Below are 19,019 nucleotides of genomic sequence, written 5' to 3'. Positions count from 1 at the left end.
GTGCGGACAAAGGGATCAAGCCATGACGGCAGTCGGAAACGCGGCCCTGAGCGGGCTGCGTCTGCTTGTGCTCTGGGGGACCGTCTGCCTTGCAGCCGGTGCTGCCGAGGCGCGCACAGCTGCCTGCGACGGGCTGGAGCGTCAGCTCGCCCGCGCACAGGGCGCGTCCCAGTCTTCCGCCGGATCCAAATGGGATGAGGCTGCCCGGCAGCAGGCGGCCGCAATCACTGCAGCCGAACGCGACGCGGCGTATTTTCGCTGCCAGGCCCAGCCCGGCACCCCGAAATGCGCCGGCCTGATCGACAAGATCGGCCGAATGAAAGGCAACCTGGCCAAGATCGAGCGCCAGCGGGCAAAGAGCAATCCAACCGCTGCACGCGGGGCAAAGGACATTGCCCGGCTGCAGACCGCACTGGTGCGAAACCGCTGCAGCGAGACCCCGGCACGGGTGGAAAAGGCGCGCGCCGGCGATGCCCTGGAAGCCCAGAAGCCGAGCGGCCTGCTCAACCGGATCTTCAGCAGCAGCGAGCCCGATGATCGCCCCGTCCGGATTACCACGCCGCAGCCGGCACAGCAGCTTGCCGCAACCTCTCGCGCGAGCGAAACCATCGGCGAGCGACGCTCGCGGGCGCAGGTGACCGGAATCGACACCAGTGTCTCACGGCTCCGGGTGCCGACAGGCGGCACGTTCCGCACCCTGTGTGTTCGAACTTGCGACGGATATTTTTTCCCGATCAGCTTCTCGACCAGCAGCGACAAGTTTCCCCAGGACGCACAGATCTGCGCCTCGATGTGTCCGGCCGCCGAGACGGACCTGTTCATCTATCCCAATCCGGGCGGTGAACCGGAGAACATGATGTCGCTGGCCGGCATCGCCTACAAGGACCTGCCCAACGCCTTCCGGCATCGCAAGGAGTATGTCGAGGGCTGCAGTTGCCAGGCGAAACCGGCCGGGAGCGGCACGGCCGGGCTAAAGGCTCCCGGGCCGGCGAACATGACATTGGCGCCCCTGGCCGGCACTGTTCTGCCCGCGCGCGGGGCCTATGGACTGGGCGGTGAGGAGGATCCGCGCACCGGAAGCCTGCGTGCTGCCATCAGTCCGATACCGCTGGATGTCATTCCCGAAGACGCGGACCCGGATACCCGGCAGAACCTGTCGGAAGGCTTTGACGCAACGGCCCTTGTCAGCCTCGAGGCACCGGCGGGCACCGCCACCGGAACCACACTGGGAACGCTGCCGGCACCGGAACTCGAGGTGCGCGGCGCAGCGCGTTCAGAAACGGCATCTGCCGAGGAGGCCGGAGCGTCCTCGCCGGAAACGGCAACGCCCGCGCCGACCGCCCCGCGCGGTCCTGTCAGGCAAGTCGGGCCAAAATTCTATCCCGACCGATAAGCGGCAGCAGCGCGTTCATGTCCGGGCCATGGTCATGGCCCGTCAGCGCCTGGCGCAGCGGCATGAACAGGCCCTTGCCCTTGCGGCCCGTCGCCCCCTTTAGCGCCTCGGTCCAGGCCTTCCAGGTCATCGGCGTCACCTCGCCTTCCGGCAGCAGGGCACGGGCGCTGGTGATGTAGTCCCGGTCTTCCTCCGCGATCAATGGGGTGATCGCACCTGCAACGACAGCCCACCATGCGGCCGCGTCGGCGACCTTGACGCAGTTGTCGCGCACAGCCAGCCAGAACGGCTCGCCGCCATCGATGCCAAGGGCTGCCAGCCGCTCGGCAACGGCCGCGTAGGACAGGGCGTGGACGAGGTGGGCGTTGAGCGTTTCGAGTTCGGCCGGATCGAACTTGGCCGAGGATTTGGAAATGCCGGCCAGATCCAGCTTGTCCGCTAGCACATCAAGGGAGGCAACCGCCTCGACCGCCTGTGATGTACCCGTGAGAACGGCGAGCGAGGCCAGCGCCATTGGTTCGAGTCCGGCCTCGCGCAGGGAGGACACCGATAAGGCCCCCTTGCGCTTCGACAGGCCCTCGCCATCGGCTGTGGTCAGGAGATTGTGATGGGCCAGCACCGGCGGCTCGGCGCCGAGCGCCCGGAACAGGGCGATCTGCACAGCGGAGTTGGCGACATGGTCTTCGCCACGAATGACATGGGTGATGGCCAGATCCGCATCGTCGACCACGGAGGTAAAGGTGTAGAGGCAGGTGCCGTCCTCGCGCACCAGCACCGGATCGGACAGGGACGCAAGGTCGATTGCCTGCGGGCCCCGGCAGAGGTCATCCCAGGTGACGTCGGTGCGCCGGGGCGCCAGCGGATCGCCGTCATGGTTGGGCAGGAGGAACCGCCAGTGCGGCTTGCGGCCCTCGGCTTCCAGCCGGGCGCGGTCCTCCGGGGTGAGCTTCAGCGCCGCGCGGTCATAGACCGGCGGGCGGCCGAGCGCACGGGCCCGGGTGCGGCGGCGCTCCAGTTCGTCGGCGGTCTCGTAGCAGGGATAAAGCAAGCCTGCCGCCTTCAGCTTTTCGGCTGCAGCTGCATAAAGCGCGCCGCGATCGGACTGGCGGTAGACGGCATCCGGATGAATGCCGAGCCAGTCGAGATCAGCGGCAATCGCCTGCGCATATTCCTCGCGCGAGCGCTCCACATCGGTGTCATCGAAGCGCAGGATGAACCGCCCCCCATTCCGGCGCGCAAAGAGCCAGTTGAGAAGAGCGGTGCGGGTGTTGCCGATGTGAATGAGGCCCGTCGGCGAGGGCGCAAAGCGGACTGTGACGGTCATGGCCATGAGGTATCCCGGCTACGGGATCGGGACAAGGGATAAGATGCAGTCTGCAGGCGATCGCCTCCTTTCCTTTTGAACCAACCTTGAGTTTTGCGCGGTAAATGGCCATATTCAGTACATGTCGAAGGCAACAACGCTTCAACCGAAGTCTGCGGTACAGACACCACAGCGCACGAAGGCCGGCTACAAGGTGGCCGGAACCACGGCTGATGGCGTCGACATCCTGCAACCGAAGGCGAAGCCAAGTCACTTCACGCTTCGGGAGATCCGGACTGCCTTGCGCAAGCTGCCGCGCAACGGTTTAGTGGGGCCTGTCCTTGCCGAATGACTCTGTTCTGACCGGATTGGCGGACACGATCTTTTGTTCATCGGGTCGCGCGGATGTTGCCTGACAGTCGCGATGTCTTCGTCAACTGTCCCTTTGATGATACCTATCGTCCGCTGTATCACGCGATTGTCTTTACAATCGTACGCTCAGGTTTTGTTCCACGCTGTGCGCTGGAAACTGACGACGGAGCGGAGAACCGGTTCAACAAGATCTGCGACATCATCGGCCAGTGCCGGTTTGGTGTGCATGATATCTCCCGAACGGAATGTGACGGGGTCCCGCCGCTGCCGCGCTTCAACATGCCCCTCGAACTCGGGCTGTATCTAGGCGCCAAGAAGTTCGGCGCTGATGGGCAGGGCCGCAAGAGCTGCATCATTTTTGATCGCGAACAGTACCGCTACCAGCGCTACATTTCGGACATTGCCGGGCAGGACATCCATGCCCATGGCGGTGATGCGGCTGTTTTGATCGAACACCTGGCCGCCTGGTTGCGGCAGCAGAGCCGGGACCCCAAGGTGCCCGGCGGCCGGGTGATGGCGCAGGAGTTTGCCGTTTTCCAGGCAACGCTTCCGGTGCTGCTGCGCGGTCATCAACTGGATCCGGCTGAAATCACCTTTGGCGACTACACGGCAATCCTCGTCCAGTATCTGACGCAGGGCTGACGGCCTCAGCGCCGCTTCAGGGTACGGGCAGCTGCGGTCAGCGCTCCGATCATGGCAAGGCAATAAAGGCCCATGCCGAGGATCTGCAGGTCGAAAGGCACGCCAAGGTCAATGAGCCAGCCGGTCAGCCCGGGGCCCAGAGCCGAGGCGAAGACCATCACGGCAAACACCACCGAGCGGATCGCGCCCAGATGCGCCGTGCCATAGAGCTCCGGCCAGAGGGCACCGATGAACGTGGCAACAAACCCGTTGGACAGGCCGAGCAAAGCCATGAACAGATAAACGCCGGCAGGCTGGTGGACGAGTGCCAGCACCACGCAGCCGGCGGTGAGCGGCACAAGCATAAAGGGCAACAGGGCGCGGGCAGTAAATCGGTCGATCAGACCGCCAAGGACCAGCGACGAGATCACCGCGGTGGCCGACATCACCATGAAGGCCAACGCGAACAGTTCCTTCGGCCAGCCGCGCAACTCGGTGAGATAGACCTGGTGGAACAGGATGGCGGTGGCGATGAATGGCGGGGCGAGGACACCGGCGGTGACGACGTAGAACAGCGGGTCTTTCAGGACTTCGGCCCGGTTCCAATTGCGCCGGGCAGTGCTGCTGCGCCCGAGATCCTGCCCCTTCGGGACCCGTTCCTTGCTCAGGAGCTGCAGCACAAGCGGCAGGACGGCGAACACCAGGACCAGTGCCGCCAGGCCCCAGGTCTGACGCCAGCCTACAAGGGCCGATATCGTCACGAAGGTGATCGGCAGCAGCGCCTCGGATACCGGATAGCCGAGGCCGACAACCGACACGGCACGGCCCCGCTGCGCCTCGAACCAGCGGCCGGTGGCGGTCATGGCGGTGTTTAACATCATGCCCTGCCCAAACAGACGCAGACCGTAGATCACGATCACAAGCACAATCGCATTTGGCACCAGCGCCATGGCGAGGCAGAAGCCGGCAAGGGTCAGAATGACGGCGGCTGCAACCTGCAAGACCGAGAAGCGGTCGAGGGTGCGGCCAAGGGTTGGCAGGGTCAGGGCCGAGCCGAGGGTGGCGAGCATGTAAAGCGAGCCGAGTTCGCCATGGCTCAGCCCGAAAGCCGCGCGCAGATCACCGGCCGACAAGGAGATGAAGAACGTCTGGCCAAAGCCGGAAAAGGCAGTGAGCAGGAAGGCCGCACCGAGCCAGCGGGCATTGCTGCCCAGAAAGGAGAGGAAGGACATCACTCACTCCGGGAGGGAGGTCCAGCCTGCGCATTCTCTCTATGACGCGTCAAGGGCAACCGCCCCGCTTACCGGTCGCGGAAGCGGTTGGTGATCGGGTAGCGGCGGTCGCGGCCGAAGTTGCGGCGGGTGATCTTGACGCCGGGAGGGGCCTGGCGGCGCTTGTATTCGGCGATGTAGAGCAGGTGCTCGACGCGCTGGATGGTGGCGCGGTCATAGCCCCTGGCCTCGATCTCGGCCACCGACTGCTCGTTCTCGACCAGACCTTCGAGGATGGCATCAAGCACGTCATAGGGCGGCAGGCTGTCCTGATCAGTCTGGTTCTCGCGCAGCTCCGCCGACGGGGCCTTGGTGATGACACCCGCTGGCACGACCTCTCCGGTCGGGCCCTTCAGGCTGTCCGGTCGGTTCAGGTTGCGCCAGGCAGCCAGACGGTAGACCTCGGTCTTGTAGAGATCCTTGATCGGGTTGTAGCCGCCGTTCATGTCACCGTAGAGCGTGGCGTAGCCGACCGACATTTCCGACTTGTTGCCGGTGGTCAGCACCATGGCGCCGAACTTGTTGGACACGGCCATGAGAATGACGCCGCGGCTGCGCGACTGCAGGTTTTCTTCCGTGATGTCCGGGGCCCTACCGGCAAAGAGCGGGGTGAGAACCTCGGTGAAGCCGGTCATCGGGGCCTCGATCGGCAAGATGTCGTAACGCAGACCGAGCGCATCGGCGCTGGCCTTGGCATCGCGCAGGCTGTCGGTCGAGGTGTAGCGGTAGGGCATCATGATGCCATGCACACGGTCAGCGCCCAGCGCATCGACCGCCATGGCAGCGCAGACGGCCGAATCGATGCCGCCGGACAGGCCGAGCACCACACCGGGGAAGCGGTTCTTGTCGACATAGTCGCGCAGGCCCAGGACACAAGCGAGCCAGTTGGCCTCCTCGCGCGCTGGCAGCGGATGCACAGGACCGGAGGCGCAGCGAAGCGTCCCCTCCCCGTCCCGCTCCCAGTCGGTGACAGAGACGAGGCTTGCAAACTGCGGCAGTTGGAAGGCGAGGCTGCGGTCGGCGTTGAGGGCAAAGGAGGCCCCGTCAAAGACCAACTCGTCCTGTCCGCCAAACTGGTTGCAATAGACCAGCGGCAGGCCGCTTTCGACGACGCGGGCGACCATGACCTGCAGCCGCTCCTCAGCCTTGCCCGCCCAGTAGGGCGAGGCATTGGGGACAAGCAGGATCTCGGCGCCGGTCTCGGTCAGGCACTCGATGACCTCGTCCGTCCAGGCGTCCTCGCAGATCGGCAGGCCGAGGCGCAGGCCACGGAAATCGACCGGGCCAGGCAGTGGCCCCGGGGTGAAGACCCGCTTTTCGTCAAAGACACCGTAATTGGGCAGGTCGACCTTGTGCCGGACAGCAGCGATACGCCCGCCATCCAGCAGGGCGACGGAATTGTGCACGCCCGCGCCATCAGACCAGGGCAGGCCGACGAGAACGGCCGGGCCGCCGTCGGCGGTGTCCTTGGCCAGATCCTCGGCCGCCTCGCGGCAGGCGCGGACGAAGGCCGGCTTTAGCACCAGATCCTCGGTCGGATAGCCGGCGAGAAAAAGCTCCGTGAAGAGAACAAGATCCGCCCCGGCAGCGGCAGCATCGGCCCGCGCGGACCGCACAAGGGCTGCATTGCCCTTCACGTCGCCCACGACGGGGTTGAGCTGGGCTGTGGCAAGGCGGAGACGGGAGGCGGAGGCAAGGGAGGCGTCGGTCATGGGCAAAGCAGTAGCGCACCGCGCGGAGGCTGGCAATCGGCGCTGTCAGCGTCAGAGAAAGGCAAGCCCGGGCTGCTGGTCGGCATCGGTCTGGCGTTGCGCCGAGGCCTGTTTCGAGGAGGGCTTCCCGGCCAGCTTCTGGGCTTGCCTGGGGTGCTGATCTACCGGCTCGGAGCGACGCGACAGGTCGATCACCTCACGGCCCCGGATGTCGAGCGGGCGGGAGCCGGGAAGACGCAGGGAGCCCCGCGACCGGCCATGCTGGTCCTGATGCACAAGCGCGGTCTCGATGCGGTTGTACAGGACCGCAGGGGCGACCGGCTTGGCGACAAAGCCGTGAATGCCAATCCGGATTGCCTCGAGAATCACCGGCTTGCGGGCATGCGCCGTGACGATCACCACCGGAGTGGTCGACAGCGACTTGTCCTTGTCGGCCCGGATCAGATTGAGGAAATCAACGCCCGAGACCGGCGTCATGAGCCAGTCGCAGAGCACGAGGTCCGGACGCCGGTCGATGACGATTTCCAGACCATCCGCCCCGTCCGCCGCGTCATAGATCCGTCGTCCCCCGAAGCCGGCGAGAATCGAGCGCAGGATCTGACGCATGTGCATGTTGTCGTCGACGATCAGGAACGACAGGTTGCTGAGGTCTAGTCGAGTTCGCATCTCACCCTCCCACGGGCTTGTTGCACTGTCCTTAGGCGATCTTCCGTTAAGGCAAGATTACGTTTCCCCCTGTTGGAAATGCCAATCGCAGAAAAGACCGGTTTCACGGGGCATCTAGGTGTTTTCCACAATATGACGTTGCGTCTCCAGTGCACTGCCGCAACGCAAACAAAAAGGGCGAGCCTGGTGGCTCGCCCTCAATAACTCGACGTGTTGGCGCGGCGTCAGCCGTTGACGACCATCTTGTCGCTGCGGCCTTCGCGTTCCTTCTTCAGGTTCTCGGCGACGAGGAAGGCCAGTTCGATGGCCTGGTCGGCGTTGAGGCGCGGGTCGCAGTGGGTGTGGTAGCGGTCGCCGAGCTGCTCGGCGGTCAGTGCATGGGCGCCGCCGGTGCATTCGGTGACATTGCGGCCGGTCATCTCGACGTGGATGCCGCCGGCATGGGTGCCTTCCGCGCGATGCACGGCGAAGAAGGCTTCCACTTCCTTGAGGATCCGGTCGAACGGACGGGTCTTGTAGCCGCCAGCGGTGATGGTGTTGCCATGCATCGGGTCGCAGGACCACACGACGGTGCGGCCTTCGCGCTCGACGGCGCGAATGAGCTGCGGCAGATGCTCGAACACCTTGTCGGCGCCGAAGCGGCAGATCAGCGTCAGACGGCCGGCTTCATTGTCCGGGTTCAGCGTGTCGATCAGCTTCAAAAGACCGTCAGCAGTGAGCGAGGGGCCGCACTTCAGGCCGATCGGGTTCTTGATGCCGCGGAAAAATTCCACATGGGCGTGGTCCGGCTGACGGGTGCGATCCCCGATCCACAGCATGTGGCCGGAGGTGGCGTACCAGTCCCCCGAGGTGGAATCGACGCGGGTGAAGGCCTGCTCGTAGCCGAGCAGCAGAGCCTCGTGGCTGGTGAAGAAATCCGTCGACCGCAACTGCGGCACGCTGTCCGGCGAGACGCCGCAGGCGCGCATGAAGGACAGGGATTCGGAAATCCGGTCCGCCAGTTCCTGATAGCGATGCGACTGCGGGCTGTCCTTGACGAAGCCCAGCATCCAGCGATGCACCTGGTCGAGGTTGGCAAAGCCACCCTGGGCGAAGGCGCGCAAGAGGTTCAGCGTCGCAGCCGACTGACGGTAGGCCATCGACAGGCGGTTCGGATCCGGGATGCGGCTTTCCGGCGTGAAGGCGATATCGTTGATGATGTCACCGCGGTAGCTCGGCAGCTCGACATCGCCCTGCTTCTCGATGTTGGACGAGCGAGGCTTGGCGAACTGACCGGCGATGCGGCCGACTTTCACCACCGGCTGGGCGGCGGCATAGGTGAGCACCACCGACATCTGCAGGAAGACGCGGAAGAAGTCACGAATGTGATCCGGGTGATGTTCCGCAAAGCTCTCGGCACAATCTCCACCCTGAAGGAGGAAAGCACGGCCCGCCGCAACATCCGCAAGCTGGCGCTTCAGTGCGCGCGCCTCGCCTGCAAAAACAAGCGGCGGATAGGTCGACAGGCGCGTCTCGACATCAGCGAGCGCCTGAGCATCGGGATAATCCGGCACCTGCTGGATCGGTTTTGATCTCCAGCTGTCCGGGGTCCACTTCTCCGCCATCACACATTCTCCAACTACTACCGTCCGGGCTTGTGCCTATTCCGTCTTTCGTCCGGCCCAGATACCTTCCCTTGATAACTTTGTTTCGCCCGCCCTACATGAAGTGGAGGAAACGTGCGGCTTATACACCGGTCCGGGTAGCAAGACCACAGGTAAGGCCGCATCCTGGCCTCGCAAGAAGCCGGGCTGAAGAGTTAACCGCCAGCGCCCCTGCCGCGCAAGCCACGAGTTGTCCAATGCCAGCTTCTCCGCCGCCCAGCCCGCACAAGAAGCTGGAACATGACCACAGCCGGGACGCGATTGCACGGCGGCTGACCGAAGGTCCCAAGGTCAGCTACCTGCGCGACTGGATCTATGGTGGCATCGACGGTGCCGTCACCACCTTTGCCATTGTCGCCGGCGCGATTGGCGCCGGGCTGCCGGCATCCGTCGTCCTCATCCTCGGCTTTGCCAATCTCCTGGCCGACGGTTTTTCCATGGCGGCGGCAAACTATGCCGGCAGCAAGGCGGAGGGCGAAGACTATCAGCGCCTGCGGCGGGTCGAGGAGCGCCACATCCAGCTTGCGCCCGAAGGCGAGCGGGAAGAAATCCGCCAGATCTTCGCCGCCAAGGGCTACGAAGGTGCAGAGCTTGAACAGATGGTCAGCCTGATCACCTCGCGGCGGGAGGTCTGGATCGAGACCATGCTGACCGGCGAGTATGGTGTCAGCGATGGGCACCGACAGCCGATGGCGGCAGCACTGGCCACTTTTGTCGCCTTCGTTATGTGTGGACTGGTGCCGCTGCTGCCATTTCTGATTGGTTCGGCCGGCTATCCGATTGCGAACCCGGGGCTCGTGACAACGGGCCTGACGGCGCTCACATTCTTCGGCATCGGCTCGCTCAAGTCACGCTGGTCAATGCGGGGCTGGCTCAGTTCAGGCAACGAGACCCTCGCCATCGGCATGTCCGCCGCCGGGATCGCCTGGGCCGTCGGCGCCTTGCTGCATGGGGTGTTCGGGATCAGCTAGAGACCTGACCGAGAAAGCGGGCTGCTGACAGGGTTCAACGTTTTGTCCTCTCCATGGGGCCGGAAGCAGCGCTTGATGCCGGTTCTGCCAGACCCGATCCAGAGACTGCGAAAGAGGCAGGATCGAACTGCCTCGATCCCGAGACGAAATGCACCACATAATTGCATGAACTCCCATATAAATAGCCTCAGATTGAATGTCTTAACGGTAAATTTGCCAATCTTCCGTATGGGAAATTAACGGGAGGCGGATATCCTCTGTCTACAAATCCGGCGTGTGGCAAAACCGTTGACTGTTTCCGCCCACGACCCCAGGAGGGAGTTCAACGGTGCCCCGCAGGGACACGAGAGATAAAGCCGCTGACAAAGCGCGGCACCGCTGGACGCTGACGCGGCAGGTTTACTTGCTTGCAGCTGTTCTCATTGCCCTGGCGACCCTGTCTCTTGTCTTTGTCGGGCACATTGCCTCGCGCGCTGCTGACGAACAGGCGCAGCGCAACGAAGTACGGCTTCTGGAAAATGCCCTGACCGACCGCAGCCAACTGATTGCCCGTGACCAGTTCACACTGGCGCGCTGGGACCGCTCGGTCGAAAACATCTCCCTGCGCTTCAACTCCGGCTTCGTCCGCTACGAGTTCTTCGACTCGCTCTGGTATGATTTTGGCCATGAACAGGCGTTCCTGATTGATCCGGCCGGAATCCTGCTTGCCGAATCCCGTCTGGGCGAGGCGAGCTTCCGGCGCAAGCCCCTCGCAGCGGCCTCGCCCCTGATGCAGATCGCGAAGGCAACCGCGCACAAACACGCGGAAACCGGGGCAACCCTGGATGCACCCGGCACGCTGACCGCGACGCGGGTCGAGGAAAGTGCCGTCTACCGCTTCGCCGAACTCGACGGTGTCGTCACACTGCTGGTTGCCATGCCGATCGTACCGGACGATCACGATGTGCAACTGCCGGCCGGACCGCCCGTCGTGGTGGTTTCGGCCAAGGCACTCGACGAGGCCTTTGTCGCGGATCTGAATGCCCAGTTGTCTTTTGTCGACATCCGGTTCGTGCGCGAGACATCCACCGCCCTTGGGCTGACACGGTTGCCCGTATCAACATTGGACGGCACCCAGCTCGGCAGTTTCCAGTGGGTCAGCGAGACCCCGGGACAGCACGTATGGCAGATGATTGTCCCGGCCATCGTGTTGCTCGGCAGTCTCATCGCCGTATCGGCGCTGCTGATCGCCTGGAAGATCAGTGGGCTGACACAGGCGCTGGAGGAACGGGAACGGGAAGCCAGCCACCTTGCCCAACACGACATCCTGACCGGGCTGGCCAACCGGCTGCAGATCACTGCTGCGCTTGATCATGCCGTCGCAGGGTTGCCCGCAAGGCCCTTTGCCCTGGTCAGCTGCGATCTCGACCGCTTCAAGGCCATCAATGACAGTTTCGGCCATGGCGCGGGCGACGAGGTCCTGCGCGAGGTGGCGCGAAGACTGGAGGATGCGGTCGGCTCGCACGGGCTGGTTGGCCGGCTCGGCGGCGACGAATTCATCATCCTCGTGACGGCATTCTGCGACCGCAAGAAGCTGACGCGGCTGGCACAGCAGATCCTCCTGACCGTTCCGGCCCCTGTCCCCCTGAACGAGACATCGACCGCACATTTCGGCCTGTCGCTTGGCATTGCCATCGCTGAGACCGGCGACGCCGACAGCGAGGTGCTGCTGGCAGCAGCAGATGCCGCGCTTTATGCGGCAAAGGCGCGCCAGGTTGGCTCATTCGTCTTTGCCGGCGATGCGGACACGGAGGCGTTGAAGGCGGCAGCCGATCGCGGACGGGGGCCCATGGCGGCACCGGACTCCGAGCCTGGCCCCGCGAGGCGCGGTCACCCGCGTCCAGACCAGTCCTCCAATGTCGCCTGACGCGCGGCGCCGAAACCTGATCGTGGCGCTCGCCGCACTCACGGTCGTCGCGGCCAGCCCCCTGCCCTTGCCCCTCAGTGCCAAGCCGGCCCGCCGGATCCTCGTCCTGGGGGCCGGCGTTGCCGGACTTGCCGCCGCGCGCCGGATTGCCGATGCAGGGCACAGCGTCACCGTGGTGGAGGCCCGGACGCGCATCGGCGGACGGATCGACACCACGCGCAGCGCCGGATTTGTCATCGAGCGCGGCGCCGGCTGGATCCATGGCGTGACCGACAATCCGCTTGCAGCCCTTGCCAAACGAGCCGGGCTGACCTTGCGCCTCACTTCCTATGCGAAGAGCCTGGCGCTCGATGCCAGCGGGGGACCAGTTGCGCCTGCGCGGCTCGCGGCGGCCGAGGACCAGATGACAGGCTTGCTGGACCGGATCGATGCCCGCACAGACAGCCCTGCCGGGGCGTCCCTGGCGGCAGCGATGACAAAAGTCCTGCGCAGCCAGACGTTGCCACCTCTCGTAGCTGCCCTGCTGCGGCTTGAGATCACCGGCGATCTCGGTGCGGATCTGGACGAGCTTGATGCGGGCAGCTTCGACGAGGACGCGGCCTTTGGCGGCGGCGATCACTGGATCCTTGAGGGATATGATCAAATCCCGGCGCATCTAGCCAAAGGGCTCGACGTCCGGCTCGGGGAAGCGGTTGTCGAAGTCGCGGAGCGCGGAGATGGGCTGGACGTGATCACGACAGCGGGCTTGCATGGCGCAGACCAGGTTGTCGTTGCCCTGCCCCTCGGGGTGTTGAAGGGAGGCGATGTCGTGTTGCCTGGGTCAAGCCTCGGGCAACGCCGGCAGGCGATGGAGCGGACCGGGCTGGGCACCTTGTTCAAACTGGCGGTGCCGGTATCGGGTGCCTTGCCGGATGTGGATGTGATCCAGCCGGCCGATCCGGCACTTGCGCCCTGGACAGGGCTCTATCCCCTTTCCCAGGCACCGTCGCCCGCCTTGATGCTGGTGGCCGGCGGACCCGGGGCACGGGCGCTTGAAGCGATGCCAGTCGAAGCGGCACTTGCGGCGGCCTCCGCCCTGCTCTCCCGGCTCCGCCTGCCTGCCATCGACCGAAGCCGGGCGTGGCATGTGGCCTCAAGCTGGAGCACCGATCCTTTCACGCAAGGGTCGTATTCGCATCCCCTGCCCGGCGGTGGTGCGAAGGACTATTCCGCCCTCGCGCAGCCCTATGGCAGGCGGCTTTTCTTTGCCGGAGAACATTGCCTGTTTGCCCATCACGCCAGTGTTCACGGCGCGATGCTGAGCGGCGAGGCTGCGGCCCGGGCGCTTCTGTCCGCCTGAGCCGTCAGTTCTCTTGTCGGGATCAGCCGCGCAGGCGTTCGGTCGGCTCGCGCATCGTCACCAGCTCTTCGGCAACTGTCGGATGAACGGCAATTGTCCGGTCGAAGTCGGCCTTGGTCGCGCCCATTTCCAAAGTGATGCCAAGAACCTGGGCCAGTTCTCCGGCATCATGCCCGAGAATATGCACGCCGAGCACCTTGTCGCTGTCGGCATCGACGATCAGCTTCATGTGCATCTTTTCATCGCGGCCGCTCAGCGTGTGTTTCATCGGGCGGAAGCTGGTCTTGTAGATGTCCAGGTTCGGCGTGCGTTTCAGCGCCTCGGCCTGCGACAGGCCGACCGTGCCCAGCTCCGGCTGCGAGAACACCGCCGTTGCGATCAGGCTGTGATCGACGGTCCAGGGCTTGTTGCCGAACACCGTGTCAGCAAAGGCATGACCCTCACGGATGGCAATCGGGGTCAGGTTGGCCCGGTCCGTGACATCGCCGACGGCGTAGATCGAGGGAACACTGGTGCAGGAGGCGGCGTCGACGCGGATCGCACCGCCATCCGTCACCTCGACACCTGCCTTCTCAAGGCCGAGACCAGCAATGTTTGGGCGGCGGCCGATGGCGAACAGGATCTGGTCGGCAGCCAGCGTCTCGCCCTTGCGAGTGGTGCCAATGACCGAACCATCCGCCGCCTTCTCGATGGCAACAAAGGCGTCATGGGTGAGGATGCGGATGCCCTTCTTTTCCATCTCCTCATGCAAGGCCTTGCGCATGTCATCGTCAAAGCCGCGCAGGATTTCCTCGCCGCGATAGATCAGCGTCGTCTCGGCGCCGAGGCCGTTGAAGATGCCGGCAAACTCGACGGCGATATACCCACCGCCAGCCACAACGACGCGTTTCGGCATTTCGGCCAGGTGGAAGGCTTCATTCGAGGTGATGACATGCTCGCCGCCGGGCAGATCCGGATCGACATTTGGCGTGGCTCCGGTGGCAATGAGGATGTAGCGGGCGGAAATGATCCGGTCGCTGGCCGTGAGGCGCACCGTGTGCGGGCCTTCGAGCACGGCGCGGCTGTCGAACAGCTCGACACCGGTGCGCTCCAGATTGCGACGGTAGATGCCCTCGAGCCGGGCGATTTCCTTGTCCTTGCCGGCGATCAGGCGGGACCAGTCGAAACTGCGCTCGCCAACGTGCCAGCCAAAGCCCTCGGCGTCCTCGAACTCCTCCGAAAAGCGGGAGGCATAGACGAACAGTTTCTTCGGTACACAGCCGCGAATGACACAGGTGCCGCCGTAGCGGTATTCCTCGGCAATGGCGACGCGCGCACCATGGGTGGCTGCGATGCGGGCCGCGCGTACACCGCCCGATCCGCCGCCGATGACAAAGAGATCATAGTCGAAATCGCTCATGTCCGTGTCCTGCCGTTGTTTCACCTGATGTCGTCCGGATGCCGTCCGCCTTCAACCCCTCCAAACACAAACGGCCCCGGAATTCGGGGCCGTTCGAAGGGAAGGCGATGCCTTACTGCTTGACCACGCCACGCTTTTCCAGCTCGGTGCGAACAGCGCGAACCATCTCGATGGAGATTTCGTCCTGCCACTGCTGCGCAGCGCCAATGGACAGCGCGGTCAGTTGCGGTCCGAGTTCGGTTAGCTTCTTACCGATCGGGCTTTCGTAAAAATCACCGATCTGGGTCAGTTCTTCCTCGGTCAGGCGGCGAGCCCAGACCTCGTAGACGACCTTGTTCAGGTCTGGACGGCGATCAGCCAGATTGAGAGCCACTTCGCTGGTGACTTCCTCGATCACCGGCGTCACGGACGGATCGGACTGGATGAAGATGGTCTTGGTCTGCTCGGCCAGGATCGGCAGAATTTCATCGAAGCTCTGCAGGGCGCCAGCGGCCAGAACGGCGCGGCGGGCGGCGGCAAGATGGGCCTCGGAGAGTTCCTGGGCGCTGGCCATCGGCATGGTCAGACCGCCGGCGACAATCGCGGCCGCCAGCATCGGCAGGGCCTTGAGGGTGGGGATCAGTTTCATCGTCAAACTCCAGTGCTCAAAAGTAACCGGGTCGCAGGGGTCACCTGCCCGGGGCTCGATCAGAGCCCTCAGGCGGCCGTCACCGTGCGGACACCATCGGGACCGGCAACATAGGCTTTGCCCGCCAGTCCAATGAAGAGGCCATGTTCCACGACACCCGGTATGGCAACCAGATCAGCTGCCAGCTGGTCCGGATCGGGGATCGCGCCGAGGGCGGCGTCGAGGATGTAGTGACCGCCATCTGTGACAAAAGGATGGTCAGTGCCACCGCGCATCGACAGGGTGGCCGGCAGGTTGTGGCGGGTGAGGACAGCTTCCAACGCCTTGCGTGTGGCGCCGAGCCCGAAGGGAGCGACCTCGATCGGCAGCGGGAACTTGCCCAGAACGGGAACGAGCTTGGTGTGGTCGGCAATGACAACCAGCGTGCCAGAGGCCGCCGCCACGATCTTTTCCCGCAGATGCGCGCCGCCGCCGCCCTTGATCAGGCGCAATTGCGGATCGATCTCGTCAGCGCCGTCGATGGTGAGGTCCAGTTCCGGGATCTCGTCCAGAGTAGAGAGCGGGATTGCCAGCTCGCGCGCAAGGGCAGCCGTGCGTTCGGACGTCGGAACGCCGGTCACTTCGAGGCCGTCGGCAACAGCGCGGCCGAGGGCGCGCACGAAATGTTCGGCGGTCGATCCGGTGCCGATGCCGATCTTCATTCCGGAGCGGACCTCCTGCAGGGCAGCTTCCGCCGCCAGACGCTTCCAGTCGTCGCTCATGGTCACCTCTTGATCGCAGGTCCCGGCCGGACGCCGGTGTGTTGGCGCTGCTTAGCATGCACGGCCGAACAGGGCAAAGACGATCTGGCGCGGGCCATGTTTGCCTAAAGGCTATGCAAACAGGGGCTGTCTCTTAACTCTCCCTAAAGAACAACGACCCAGAATGTAAAATTGCAGTATTCCTCGATCCGGATCCTCAACCATGGCCTTCCTTCTCAAGCGAATTCGGAAGTCACGCGACGTTGCCGTTGCAGCACAGAATGCCTCAGAAGAGTCCGGCCGCGTAATGCAAACGCCGGACAGCGCCGAAAACGCCGAGCAGCAACGGATCGAGGCTGAACATACCTTTGATGCCATCGAGTCTGACCTGAATGCCGCTGCGACAGCGATCGGCAAGCAGGCGGAAGACCTCAAGCATCAGATTTCAGAACAGTTTTCGGTCCTGGAAGGGATCCGCCGCGATGGGGCGGAGCTGCGCGACCAGGCGACCATCGCCACCCAGAATGCGGGAGAACTTGCCGCATCCATCGGGGAACTGGCCGCCGCCTCCGGCCGGATCAGCAGCCAGGTGGAACGCTCGACGCAATTGTCTGAAAACGCCCGTACCGTGGCCGATGAGGCCAATGCCGGGGTGCTGGACCTTAAATCAGCGATCGGCGACATCGCCAATGTCGTCCGCCTGATCTCCGATGTGGCAAAGCAGACGAACCTGCTGGCACTGAACGCCACCATCGAGGCTGCACGGGCCGGGGAAGCCGGCAAGGGCTTTGCGGTCGTTGCCAGCGAGGTCAAGGCCTTGTCGGTGGAGACGCAGAAGGCGACTGATGTCATCGTGTCGAACATCGACCGGCTGCAGGCCTCTGCGGAAGCGAGCATCAAGTCGGTGAGCCGGATCATCGACATGATCGGGGAGCTGCGCCCCACCTTTGCCGATGTCGAACTGGCCGTCAGCGAACAGCTCGGTGCCACACACCAGATCAACGAACGCGCTGAAGAAACCGCCCGCTTCGTGCAGCAGGTGGCAAGCCGGATCGGCGACATCGAAACTGCGACGGCACGGGCCGAGGGCAGCGGCAGCCAGGCCATGGATGCCGCTGCAAAGATGGCGCAAGCCGCCGCCGGGCTGGGGCCGCGCTTCACCATAATGGTGCGCCAGAGTTCCATTGGCGACCGGCGAGTCGAGGACCGGCTGCCGGCCCGCATCAGCGGCCGGCTGCTCATCCGCGGCGAAACCCACCGCATCGAGACCCGCGATATTTCCCATGCCGGCGTGCTTCTGAAGCCGGAAGGCCTCGAAAAAGTTCCCTTCCCGGCTGAAGCGCGTCTCGTGCTGGACGGGCTCGGGGAAATGGAATTGCAGGTCGTCAACCGCTCCGACAACGGCTTGCATTGCAAGTTCCTCAAGATGGACGCCGCCACCAGCGACGCGCTCGACAAGCGCATCGCCCGGCTTCAGGGCGAGTATGCGGCCGCCGTGCAAAAGGCCAAGGACGGAGCGGCCCGGATCAGTGCTGCCATGCAGGGCCTGCTTGACAGTCGCAAGTTGACCCCGTCCGACCTGTTCGACACAACCTACAAGCCGATTGCCGGCACCAACCCGCAACAATTCGAAACCCGGGCGCTGGCGCGACTGGAAGAAGTCCTGCCCGGCATCCTGGAGCCGTTGCTGAGCAGCGAGCCATCCATGGCCTTTTGCGCGGCCGTTGACCGCAACGGCTATCTGCCGGTGCATAACAAGGTCTATTCCAAGCCGCAAAAGCCCGGTGACCCTGCTTGGAACGCCGCCAACTGCCGCAACCGCCGCATCTTCGACGACCGGGCCGGCTTGAGCGCTGCACGCAACTCCCGCCCTGTGCTGATCCAGACCTATGCCCGCGACATGGGCAACGGAAATGTCGTCTGGATGCAGGAAGTGGATGTGCCGATCACCGTGGCTGGCCGGCACTGGGGTGGTCTGCGCACGGCGTACCGGCTCTGACCTGACCATGACAGGTCAGCAGATCGTCGGGGTTGCGCCCCGGCAGCGGCTCGCCTATTGCTCCAAAGGCGCGATCCAGAAGGAGAGAGCCGTGACAGTGCTTGTCTTTGACCTTGACGGCACCCTTGTGGATACAGCCGGCGACCTTGTCGGCGCGTTGAATGCAACGCTGCAATTGCACGGCCACCAGCCTGTCCCGGAAGAGATCGCACGCCCGCATGCCGGCTTCGGCGCCCTGCCCCTGCTGCGGCTCGGGCTGGAGCACAATGGCATTGCCCCGGATGATGCCCAGCTGACGCCGATGCGGGCGCTGTTTCTCGACCATTATGCCAGCAACATCGCTGTCGTCAGCCGGCCCTATCCGGGCGCTGTCGAGGCGCTTGAAACGCTCCGTTCCGACGGCTGGCGTCTGGCAATCTGCACCAACAAGGCTGAAGCGCTTGCCCGGTTGCTGCTCGATGAACTGCGCCTGACGCCCCTCTTCGGCTCGATCATCGGCGGCGACACCTATGCCCAGCCGAAACCGGATGCACGTCCGGTGCTCGGGGCGATCCGGCGTGCTGGCGGCGAGCCTGTCGGCTCCGTGATGATCGGCGACACGGCGACGGATATCGCCGCTGCCCGTTCAGCCTCCCTCCCCGTCATTGCGGTCGACTTCGGCTATGCCAATGTTCCTGTCCGGGATCTTGGACCTGACCGGGTCATCTCGCATTTTTCCGAGCTTCCCGACGCTGTGGAGGCACTGTGCCGGGGCACGGAACGGGCAACGGCCTGACAGCGCGCAAGACCGGCACCAATTACCGCCGCTATGCCAAGCTCACCGACCAGCGCGTCATGGGCGCCACGCTCAAGCGCCGCGCCCCCAGGCTTGGGCAGGGGTGAGGACTACGGCCACCGAGCCTGCGAAAAACCTTTTGAATTCAGACCCGGACTTAGTATCGCCTCAATCCATAGTCGGTAATCATCTTGTCGTAGCGATTGACCACTTTTTCCATTGATCTGACGTCTCTGGCAGACCCGCTGTCTCTTAAATCTTCCAGTATTTCGGCCGCCCGG

The 19,019-nt window shown here is 64.2% G+C and carries 17 protein-coding genes; 9 read left to right on the top strand and 8 right to left on the bottom strand.

The window, feature by feature from the left end:
* The first annotated feature begins 22 nt into the window (after positions 1 to 22).
* Positions 23 to 1,393 carry a DUF2865 domain-containing protein gene (locus tag ACTIFE_RS01050; RefSeq protein ID WP_439527304.1) on the top strand — a complete coding sequence of 457 codons (1,371 nt, stop codon included), beginning with the start codon at positions 23 to 25 and terminating at the stop codon, positions 1,391 to 1,393.
* Here ACTIFE_RS01050 and gltX read toward each other — a convergent pair.
* On the bottom strand, positions 1,356 to 2,717 hold the full coding sequence (gltX, locus tag ACTIFE_RS01045; protein WP_439527303.1) for a glutamate--tRNA ligase: 1,362 nt from the start codon (positions 2,715 to 2,717) through the stop codon (positions 1,356 to 1,358). The genes ACTIFE_RS01050 and gltX overlap by 38 nt on opposite strands.
* Positions 2,718 to 2,838: 121 nt before the next feature.
* Here gltX and ACTIFE_RS01040 point away from each other — a divergent pair, with 121 nt between their 5' ends.
* On the top strand, positions 2,839 to 3,048 hold the full coding sequence (locus tag ACTIFE_RS01040; protein ID WP_439527302.1) for a hypothetical protein: 210 nt from the start codon (positions 2,839 to 2,841) through the stop codon (positions 3,046 to 3,048).
* Between the two features lie 53 nt (positions 3,049 to 3,101).
* Entirely contained in the window at positions 3,102 to 3,710 is a 609-nt protein-coding gene (locus tag ACTIFE_RS01035; RefSeq protein ID WP_439527301.1) for a hypothetical protein, read from the top strand.
* Positions 3,711 to 3,715: 5 nt separating this feature from the next.
* On the opposite strand, the gene ACTIFE_RS01030 is transcribed toward ACTIFE_RS01035, so the two are convergent.
* The 4 genes from ACTIFE_RS01030 to ACTIFE_RS01015 form a co-directional block, all read right to left on the bottom strand.
* The gene (locus ACTIFE_RS01030) at positions 3,716 to 4,921 is read right to left on the bottom strand and encodes an MFS transporter (protein WP_439527300.1); all 1,206 of its coding nucleotides are present in this window, start codon (positions 4,919 to 4,921) and stop codon (positions 3,716 to 3,718) included.
* 68 nt (positions 4,922 to 4,989) lie between these two features.
* Entirely contained in the window at positions 4,990 to 6,672 is a 1,683-nt protein-coding gene (locus ACTIFE_RS01025) for an NAD+ synthase (RefSeq protein WP_439527299.1), read from the bottom strand.
* Between the two features lie 51 nt (positions 6,673 to 6,723).
* Positions 6,724 to 7,338, bottom strand: coding sequence for a response regulator (locus tag ACTIFE_RS01020; RefSeq protein WP_439527298.1), 615 nt, complete (start codon positions 7,336 to 7,338; stop codon positions 6,724 to 6,726).
* 224 nt (positions 7,339 to 7,562) lie between these two features.
* A complete protein-coding gene (locus ACTIFE_RS01015) occupies positions 7,563 to 8,942 on the bottom strand; it encodes a class II 3-deoxy-7-phosphoheptulonate synthase (protein ID WP_439527297.1) in 1,380 nt (459 codons plus the stop codon).
* 236 nt (positions 8,943 to 9,178) lie between these two features.
* On the opposite strand from ACTIFE_RS01015, the gene ACTIFE_RS01010 reads away from it, so the two are divergent.
* The 3 genes from ACTIFE_RS01010 (at position 9,179) to ACTIFE_RS01000 (ending at position 13,197) form a co-directional block, all read left to right on the top strand.
* Entirely contained in the window at positions 9,179 to 9,952 is a 774-nt protein-coding gene (locus ACTIFE_RS01010; protein WP_439527296.1) for a VIT1/CCC1 transporter family protein, read from the top strand.
* A 403-nt stretch (positions 9,953 to 10,355) separates the two neighbouring features.
* Entirely contained in the window at positions 10,356 to 11,858 is a 1,503-nt protein-coding gene (locus tag ACTIFE_RS01005) for a diguanylate cyclase domain-containing protein (RefSeq protein ID WP_439527295.1), read from the top strand.
* Positions 11,848 to 13,197 (top strand): flavin monoamine oxidase family protein, encoded by a 1,350-nt coding sequence (locus tag ACTIFE_RS01000; RefSeq protein ID WP_439527294.1) that lies wholly within the window; start codon positions 11,848 to 11,850, stop codon positions 13,195 to 13,197. The genes ACTIFE_RS01005 and ACTIFE_RS01000 overlap by 11 nt, the downstream gene beginning before the upstream one ends.
* Positions 13,198 to 13,219: 22 nt before the next feature.
* Here ACTIFE_RS01000 and gor read toward each other — a convergent pair whose 3' ends face one another.
* The 3 genes from gor to rpiA form a co-directional block, all read right to left on the bottom strand.
* Positions 13,220 to 14,596 carry a glutathione-disulfide reductase gene (gor, locus tag ACTIFE_RS00995; protein WP_439527293.1) on the bottom strand — a complete coding sequence of 459 codons (1,377 nt, stop codon included), beginning with the start codon at positions 14,594 to 14,596 and terminating at the stop codon, positions 13,220 to 13,222.
* A gap of 112 nt (positions 14,597 to 14,708) precedes the next feature.
* Complete coding sequence (locus tag ACTIFE_RS00990; protein WP_439527292.1) at positions 14,709 to 15,224, bottom strand: DUF2059 domain-containing protein; 516 nt, start codon at positions 15,222 to 15,224, stop codon at positions 14,709 to 14,711.
* A 68-nt stretch (positions 15,225 to 15,292) separates the two neighbouring features.
* Complete coding sequence (gene rpiA / locus ACTIFE_RS00985) at positions 15,293 to 15,985, bottom strand: ribose-5-phosphate isomerase RpiA (RefSeq protein ID WP_439527291.1); 693 nt, start codon at positions 15,983 to 15,985, stop codon at positions 15,293 to 15,295.
* A gap of 202 nt (positions 15,986 to 16,187) precedes the next feature.
* On the opposite strand from rpiA, the gene ACTIFE_RS00980 reads away from it, so the two are divergent.
* Genes ACTIFE_RS00980 through ACTIFE_RS00970 form a run of 3 tightly spaced genes read left to right on the top strand, consistent with a single transcriptional unit; the run spans position 16,188 to position 18,845 of the window.
* Entirely contained in the window at positions 16,188 to 17,963 is a 1,776-nt protein-coding gene (locus ACTIFE_RS00980) for a methyl-accepting chemotaxis protein (protein ID WP_439527290.1), read from the top strand.
* Between the two features lie 7 nt (positions 17,964 to 17,970).
* Positions 17,971 to 18,738 (top strand): HAD-IA family hydrolase, encoded by a 768-nt coding sequence (locus ACTIFE_RS00975; protein ID WP_439527289.1) that lies wholly within the window; start codon positions 17,971 to 17,973, stop codon positions 18,736 to 18,738.
* The gene (locus tag ACTIFE_RS00970) at positions 18,708 to 18,845 is read left to right on the top strand and encodes a hypothetical protein (RefSeq protein WP_439527288.1); all 138 of its coding nucleotides are present in this window, start codon (positions 18,708 to 18,710) and stop codon (positions 18,843 to 18,845) included. Before ACTIFE_RS00975 ends, ACTIFE_RS00970 begins: the two co-directional genes overlap by 31 nt.
* Positions 18,846 to 19,019 lie beyond the last annotated feature (174 nt).

Source organism: Pannonibacter sp. (assembly GCF_051860505.1).
Lineage (GTDB): Bacteria > Pseudomonadota > Alphaproteobacteria > Rhizobiales > Stappiaceae > Pannonibacter.
The sequence above is the reverse complement of the archived record's forward strand: the minus strand, read 5'-3'. Positions and strand labels throughout refer to the sequence as shown.

Bases quoted from the DNA above. Each gene is read 5' to 3' on its own strand.
- ACTIFE_RS01020 (WP_439527298.1), bottom strand. From the start codon at position 7,338: ATGCGAACTCGACTAGACCTCAGCAACCTGTCGTTCCTGATCGTCGAC.
- ACTIFE_RS01015 (WP_439527297.1), bottom strand. From the start codon at position 8,942: ATGGCGGAGAAGTGGACCCCGGACAGCTGGAGATCAAAACCGATCCAG.
- ACTIFE_RS01010 (WP_439527296.1), top strand. From the start codon at position 9,179: ATGCCAGCTTCTCCGCCGCCCAGCCCGCACAAGAAGCTGGAACATGAC.
- ACTIFE_RS01030 (WP_439527300.1), bottom strand. From the start codon at position 4,921: ATGTCCTTCCTCTCCTTTCTGGGCAGCAATGCCCGCTGGCTCGGTGCG.
- ACTIFE_RS01000 (WP_439527294.1), top strand. From the start codon at position 11,848: ATGTCGCCTGACGCGCGGCGCCGAAACCTGATCGTGGCGCTCGCCGCA.
- ACTIFE_RS01040 (WP_439527302.1), top strand. From the start codon at position 2,839: ATGTCGAAGGCAACAACGCTTCAACCGAAGTCTGCGGTACAGACACCA.
- ACTIFE_RS01035 (WP_439527301.1), top strand. From the start codon at position 3,102: ATGTTGCCTGACAGTCGCGATGTCTTCGTCAACTGTCCCTTTGATGAT.
- ACTIFE_RS00975 (WP_439527289.1), top strand. From the start codon at position 17,971: ATGACAGGTCAGCAGATCGTCGGGGTTGCGCCCCGGCAGCGGCTCGCC.
- gltX (WP_439527303.1), bottom strand. From the start codon at position 2,717: ATGACCGTCACAGTCCGCTTTGCGCCCTCGCCGACGGGCCTCATTCAC.
- ACTIFE_RS00990 (WP_439527292.1), bottom strand. From the start codon at position 15,224: ATGAAACTGATCCCCACCCTCAAGGCCCTGCCGATGCTGGCGGCCGCG.
- gor (WP_439527293.1), bottom strand. From the start codon at position 14,596: ATGAGCGATTTCGACTATGATCTCTTTGTCATCGGCGGCGGATCGGGC.
- ACTIFE_RS01025 (WP_439527299.1), bottom strand. From the start codon at position 6,672: ATGACCGACGCCTCCCTTGCCTCCGCCTCCCGTCTCCGCCTTGCCACA.
- rpiA (WP_439527291.1), bottom strand. From the start codon at position 15,985: ATGAGCGACGACTGGAAGCGTCTGGCGGCGGAAGCTGCCCTGCAGGAG.
- ACTIFE_RS01050 (WP_439527304.1), top strand. From the start codon at position 23: ATGACGGCAGTCGGAAACGCGGCCCTGAGCGGGCTGCGTCTGCTTGTG.
- ACTIFE_RS00980 (WP_439527290.1), top strand. From the start codon at position 16,188: ATGGCCTTCCTTCTCAAGCGAATTCGGAAGTCACGCGACGTTGCCGTT.